The sequence below is a fragment of the Corynebacterium sp. KPL4072 genome, assembly GCF_037908395.1.
Classification (GTDB): domain Bacteria; phylum Actinomycetota; class Actinomycetes; order Mycobacteriales; family Mycobacteriaceae; genus Corynebacterium; species Corynebacterium kefirresidentii.
In genome coordinates this window covers 1-5462 of record NZ_JBBMGE010000015.1, presented here as the reverse complement: position 1 = coordinate 5462, position 5462 = coordinate 1, and the positions used below count along the sequence as shown (strand labels likewise).

5 protein-coding genes are annotated in these 5462 nt (G+C 53.0%); 1 reads left to right on the top strand and 4 read right to left on the bottom strand.

Annotated elements, in window-relative coordinates; translation table 11 throughout:
• Nucleotides 1-330 precede the first annotated feature (330 nt).
• Both WMP97_RS11655 and WMP97_RS11650 read right to left on the bottom strand, forming a co-directional pair.
• Nucleotides 331-1428 carry an AAA family ATPase gene (locus WMP97_RS11655; RefSeq protein ID WP_340440549.1) on the bottom strand — a complete coding sequence of 366 codons (1098 nt, stop codon included), beginning with the start codon at nucleotides 1426-1428 and terminating at the stop codon, nucleotides 331-333.
• Complete coding sequence (locus WMP97_RS11650; protein ID WP_340440548.1) at nucleotides 1415-1621, bottom strand: hypothetical protein; 207 nt, start codon at nucleotides 1619-1621, stop codon at nucleotides 1415-1417. Before WMP97_RS11650 ends, WMP97_RS11655 begins: the two co-directional genes overlap by 14 nt.
• An 800-nt stretch (nucleotides 1622-2421) precedes the next feature.
• Between WMP97_RS11650 and WMP97_RS11645 the strand changes: the two genes are divergently transcribed.
• Entirely contained in the window at nucleotides 2422-2919 is a 498-nt protein-coding gene (locus WMP97_RS11645) for a helix-turn-helix transcriptional regulator (protein WP_239209014.1), read from the top strand.
• Nucleotides 2920-3358: 439 nt separating this feature from the next.
• On the opposite strand, the gene WMP97_RS11640 is transcribed toward WMP97_RS11645, so the two are convergent.
• The gene (locus WMP97_RS11640) at nucleotides 3359-3727 is read right to left on the bottom strand and encodes a DUF2599 domain-containing protein (RefSeq protein ID WP_239209012.1); all 369 of its coding nucleotides are present in this window, start codon (nucleotides 3725-3727) and stop codon (nucleotides 3359-3361) included.
• A 686-nt stretch (nucleotides 3728-4413) separates the two neighbouring features.
• Complete coding sequence (locus WMP97_RS11635; RefSeq protein ID WP_239209010.1) at nucleotides 4414-5274, bottom strand: RNA helicase domain-containing protein; 861 nt, start codon at nucleotides 5272-5274, stop codon at nucleotides 4414-4416.
• Nucleotides 5275-5462 lie beyond the last annotated feature (188 nt).

Sequence of the window (5462 nt, the reverse complement as noted above, 5' to 3'; positions counted from 1 at the left end):
GCTACAACGTTTGCTACGCATTGCTTCACCTGAATACCCTTTCTGAGCTGGTCTGATACGTGCTACAGAGGTGCCGGGGTAACACTAACCGGCACCTATCTGCTGCCGCGGCGGCATTCGCCGCCTTGCCACGAGGCTCTTGTTAATACAAGCTGCGTTCGTTCGACTTATCAGCGTGGGTTCTTCCCCTTGGCGCCCTCGTGCTCCCGGTCGCTTTGCCTTCTGCCTTCGCTGCGCTCGTCCTTTGGCGGCTTGGCCTGCGGCCAGCCGCGTCGTCCTCGCGCGCTTCGGCATTCGGCTCCGCTCCCTCACGCACTCGGGAGCAAGGGACTATTGCTGAATGAGCTCGAAGACGTGCAGCTCTTTCCATTCGCCGTCGCCGTCGTCGACGACGAAGCGCCGTTTCTTCACGGTGACGGGTGATGGTTCTCCGGGCTCGGGTAATCTGCCTAAAACCATTTCAGCATCTTTAGGTGTTGTTACTCGTCCGCAGATCCGCACGGTAGCGAGGTCGCGAATGGATGTGGGGATGGCGTCAGCGCTCATGCGCTGTGTCGCCAGGATAGTAATGACCCCTGCTGATCTCCCACGTTGGACTAGATCTTTAACCTGGCGAGTTCGGTGTTTAGCCGAGGCCTTATCTTCTTTGGACTCCGAGCCAGGCTCGAAGAGCCTTGCGCATTCGTCCAGGATTAGGACTACGGGTCTTCTCCCTGAGGGACTCTTCCAGAAATCTATTCCAGCATCGAAGCGCTTTTCCATTTCCTCTTGAGCAGAAGTGATTTCCTTCTCAGCCTTATCCAAGTCATTGCTGCTTTTACCGGAAACCATTTTTACCTCTGCATGCGGCTTTAAGGCCTGCGCGATTAGGCTGAGGAGGGCGGTTTTACCAGCTCCTGGGCGAGCTGCAAGAACGACCCCGGAAACTTCTTTTATCGAAAACCCTTCTATATCGCCGTTTTCTACATTGACGCCGATGATCACATCTCCGGTTCCTGGGTCGTAGGCGGGATCCCCTGAGACGGTGTCGCCGATGTTTTGTACCTCGCGTATCCAGGCGTATCCCCCTTCCACTTTGATGCGTACTGGTACGCCAAGCTCAGCTCCTAGCTCCTCAGTCAGGCCCTCTCGCTTCCATTTCCCCGTTTCACCAGGTTCGATGCGGACGCGCCCGTCGCGGTGAACTCGGTTAATTTTCAATCCAAAGACTTCGCTGAGTCGTTGTCGACGGCGCTGAACTTTCCCAGCCACTGGATTGTTCCGGTACCACCACCGTGACCACAGCCAGGGGATGAGGGCTTGCAGTATAGCGATGACTGCGATGAGTGCGATGACCCAAGGTAGCGCATTCATGAATTTGTCTTGGAGGCCCTCCACGGCCTCGCTCAGAGGCGCTAGGAGGCCTTCTTCACTGCTAGAGGAGCTCATCGCTGCCCTCCTCCACTCTCTCTACCCCCGTTGCCTGCAGGAAAATGCTGCCATCCACTGCTCCTGCCATGAGTCCCTGAAAGGTGATGACATCATCAGGTGATACCTCTGGCCGCTCTGGCGCCCATACGGTGACTCGACTACGCCGAACCTCGCGTTCTACAGTCCCACTGCTGTTGGTACTTTCGCTCATCGTGAGAATGATTTCGATTTTCCAGGCATTGCAGCCCGGAAACGCGCGATTTGTTTTTGGTGCTCCCTCCTTGGTCTCAGGGGTGTCTGCTGTCGCCTGTACGCGTACTCCACGGAGCAGCTGGTGGACAGGCATTAGATAAGAAGGCACTGTATAGGTGGGAAGCATATCTAGCTTCTCCTTTCCGCGGTATCCCGCGAGCTCGCTCCTCCCCAGGGAGTCTTTTGGCCGAGGCCCTGGGGAGGACAATGGCTCTCACCTCTCGTGAGAGGGCCCACAAGGTTTGTGTGGCCTGGCCCCTATAAAAGTCGATGTTGCTGCCGTATGCAACCACAAAAAGTGCCCGTGACCTGCGAGTTCACCTGAACACTGCGACATTTGACAAGATGGTTCATCTGCTATAACGTTTTCTTGAAAACGTTATATAGGGTGAACCATGTCTTTAATGTCGAGTTCAGGTAATCCATATTTGTAAAAATGCCCTTGAGCAGGCAAAACGCCCCCACTGCTACGCAATTCGCAGTGGGGGTTTGGCGTTTAATTACCCTCATTTGGGGCTGGTGTTGCCGACATCTACCTACCCCGCGTGATCGTCGAGCTAAGAAACAATCAATGAACAATATCTAACTGTCCGATAACGGGTATTATGTCCGCCTCCCCTATTCCCCCAGCATGGAGCCACACACCACGCCCTACATCCCCACACACCCCGCCGCACCACCTGGTGCACCACCACAGCGCACCACATACAACAGCGTGGTGCGCCTAGTGCACCGCACTACACCGCTACCATTGCACACATGGACGACCACCTCGACCAACTACTCACCATCGCCGAAGCAGCCAAACTCACCGGCGTCGCCAAATCCACCATCACCCGCGCCAGAACCCGCGGAGAATTCCCCCGAGCCCAGCAAAAACAAGACACCTGGTACATCCCCATCGGCGACCTCATCAACAGCGGACGACTCGACACCATCACACACAAAACCCCCGAAGAACCCACCAGTGCAACCAGTACACAAGACCACCAAAATCTAGTGCACGCACTAGAACTAGAAAAACAACGCGCACACTACGCCGAACAACAACTGCACCAGGCCCAACAACTCATCCAAGCCAAACAAGACACCATCGACGCCCTCAAAACCACCATCAACGCACTAGAAACCACCCCACACAAACAACTCACCACCACCCAAGAAAAAACCCACCCCAAGCCCGAAACCGAGCCCAAGAACCCACCAATAGAAAGGCGCAGCCCCCTACAACGCCTCAGCCAATGGATCAAAAAATAAACTCTGCATTAACGCGGATAACCTATAATTTCCCCCCCGAATCCCCTGCATAAAACTATGTCCCCCAAAATAATTTGGGGGACATAGTAGATGGTGTTCATCTCACTCATCTTAGAAGCATCACTGAGGCAACAGTACTAAATCCAGAAGAGCAGAGAATGAAGGAAGCCAATACAACAAGTGGTTAGCGGTCGTCGACTGGAGTCTTCTTCTCGAATAGAGGGCCGGAGAAAATAAAGGCAAGAATCACAAGTACAGTTCCAGTTCCCACTAGAAGTAAAGGAATGACGCCGTTACCGGATTGTTGCCCAGCGCCTGCGTCACTGGCAGACATTCCCGCACTAAACAAGAAACCTCCAGCAGAGAGCATAATTAGGCCTGAGATTCCTGCTAGCAGTACCGGCCATAGTGCGCGATTCAAAGAATACGCTCCTTCTCGCTATGGATTACATAGAGCAACAACAGTTTTATTATACCCAACATCTGGACGCCAGCTTTCTAGATTCCAGGGATCCTTGAATCCAGCGTTCGAGATATGGCAGGAGAGCTGATCATGCATATTTTGCCCATGAAGATGTGCTGGTGTCTTTCGCTTGTACTCATCCCACATTTCATTGTGCAGCTTATCGGTGGTAGCAGCATTATTCGGATAATTTCGGCCTCCCTTGTGATGCACGTGTACACGCTCTCCTTGAGGCGTGTTCTCGACGTCTACACTAGTGAAGTAGTCCTCCATAGCTTGAGCCTGAGCCGGAACAATCAATGCACCCGTAATAGCAGCTGCCGCCAACTTATTCTTCAGCTTCATTGAATTCCTTCCTAAGTGAACGCGAAGCTTACGCTTAGGACACTATGAAATGAGAATGAAGCTGCACAACAAACTGGCTATGAATGCTTGGTAAAGTTTTCCCTGTTCGTTAACAATGCGGAAAGACTTTGTTAACCGTGCTTCTTTAAAGATAAGAAAGTATTTCATGATGAAGCACGGCGTGGCATATGAAAAACCCTAGCTCTGATGAGCTAGGGTTTTTCTTGCTGTAACAATTCAATAGTCAGTCTACTTGCACATGGATTGTGTGTCTAGTTAGACGCGCGGAGAGATTCACAAATCCGCGTGGGATGGTTTCCCGAATCAATAGAAGTTCCTCGCTTTTTACCGAGCAGAGAGTACAGGGTTAGAGCCTGGCTTCTTTTCGCGCGTGCGTATCCGCCAGGTGCTCCCCAAGACCGTGAGGCTTGGGTGAAACGGCCCGCCGAACCTGGGACTACGGTCGTTGAGCAATATAGCTGAGCTTAACCAAGAGATACGCACACATGCCGCCGGGGCTACAGAAGTAATGACTGTAGCCACGTATAAGCGACCGACGTCCTGACCGACGGAAGAGTCGAAGAGTCTATTTTCCTTGTATACGTGCCTTTTTATCGCTGTTTTCAGCGACAAGAGGCACGGCGCTCCCTCTGAGCCCTCCCTCAGGAAGGGGTTCGGGACGTGACCTAAATAGTTACGGTGGGTTCGTTGAATTTGCTTGAGTGGTCGGTAACGTCGTGAGCGCCGTCAGTGTCTACGTGCATGATTGTGTTGATGCGTCGAGCGAGGGCTTGTCGTCGAGATACTGGGGCCCACGCGTAGAAGGACCAGGGTACTTCGTTAGAGATGAGCACTACTTGGTTGTAGGCGGCGACGCGGTCAGCGTAGCGGGCGGGGAGTGTCGTAGGCCAGATATCCAGGACATTGAGGAGAGTGCTAAGCCGCATTTCGCCGTCGAATTCATCGAGAATTAGCACCTCTTCTCCGGAGTATGCATCAAAAGGGTTCTGGTAGTCGGTCACTCGATAATAGCTTTTACCTCCCATCTCCACAGCGAGGCTGGTTTTCCCTGTTCCGGGTGGCCCGTAGAGCCAGATGACTTCTAGCTGGCGAGGCTTAGTGTGGCGGGATCGATCTCGCGCAGCGACGAGTTTTTCTACCATTGCGGTCATGCGATTGGATTCGGGGACTTGAAGGAAGACTTCGTCGGCAGAAAGCCCTTTTTCAAGGATTGCTTCGCGGACTACTTCGACATCCTTGCGACGCCCCGTTTCGTCACTGTGTCGGATCGTGCCGTGTTCTAGCCTTGGCTCTTCAGAGACGCGGGTTTCTTTTTTGGTGACATAGTTAATGGCCTGCTGTATTGGACCACTGCGAGGCTCCAAATGAGCGGTTGGAAGTCTTCTTTTGAGGGTGGAGAATCGGATTGGAGATTGTCCGCCGTCGATAATTAGCTGCCAGTGGCGGTATCCGTCTTCTTCGCCTTCTTCGAGCTGGCCTAGGTAGTTGTATGAGGTTAGTGCTTCTTCTATCTCCTTTCGGCTCATTTTTTCTGCTGATATCGTGGCCATCCATGACCGGGACTGCGTAGTCTTGCTACAACGTTTGCTACGCATTGCTTCACCTGAATACCCTTTCTGAGCTGGTCTGATACGTGCTACAGAGGTGCCGGGGTAACCCGGCACCTCTGTAGCACGTATCAGACCAGCTCAGAAAGGGTATTCAGGTGAAGCAA

What these genes read in the sequence shown, in the direction of transcription:
- WMP97_RS11655 (WP_340440549.1), bottom strand. Translation starts at nt 1,428, where the DNA reads ATGAGCTCCTCTAGCAGTGAAGAAGGCCTCCTAGCGCCTCTGAGCGAG.
- WMP97_RS11650 (WP_340440548.1), bottom strand. Translation starts at nt 1,621, where the DNA reads ATGAGCGAAAGTACCAACAGCAGTGGGACTGTAGAACGCGAGGTTCGG.
- WMP97_RS11645 (WP_239209014.1), top strand. Translation starts at nt 2,422, where the DNA reads ATGGACGACCACCTCGACCAACTACTCACCATCGCCGAAGCAGCCAAA.
- WMP97_RS11640 (WP_239209012.1), bottom strand. Translation starts at nt 3,727, where the DNA reads ATGAAGCTGAAGAATAAGTTGGCGGCAGCTGCTATTACGGGTGCATTG.
- WMP97_RS11635 (WP_239209010.1), bottom strand. Translation starts at nt 5,274, where the DNA reads ATGAGCCGAAAGGAGATAGAAGAAGCACTAACCTCATACAACTACCTA.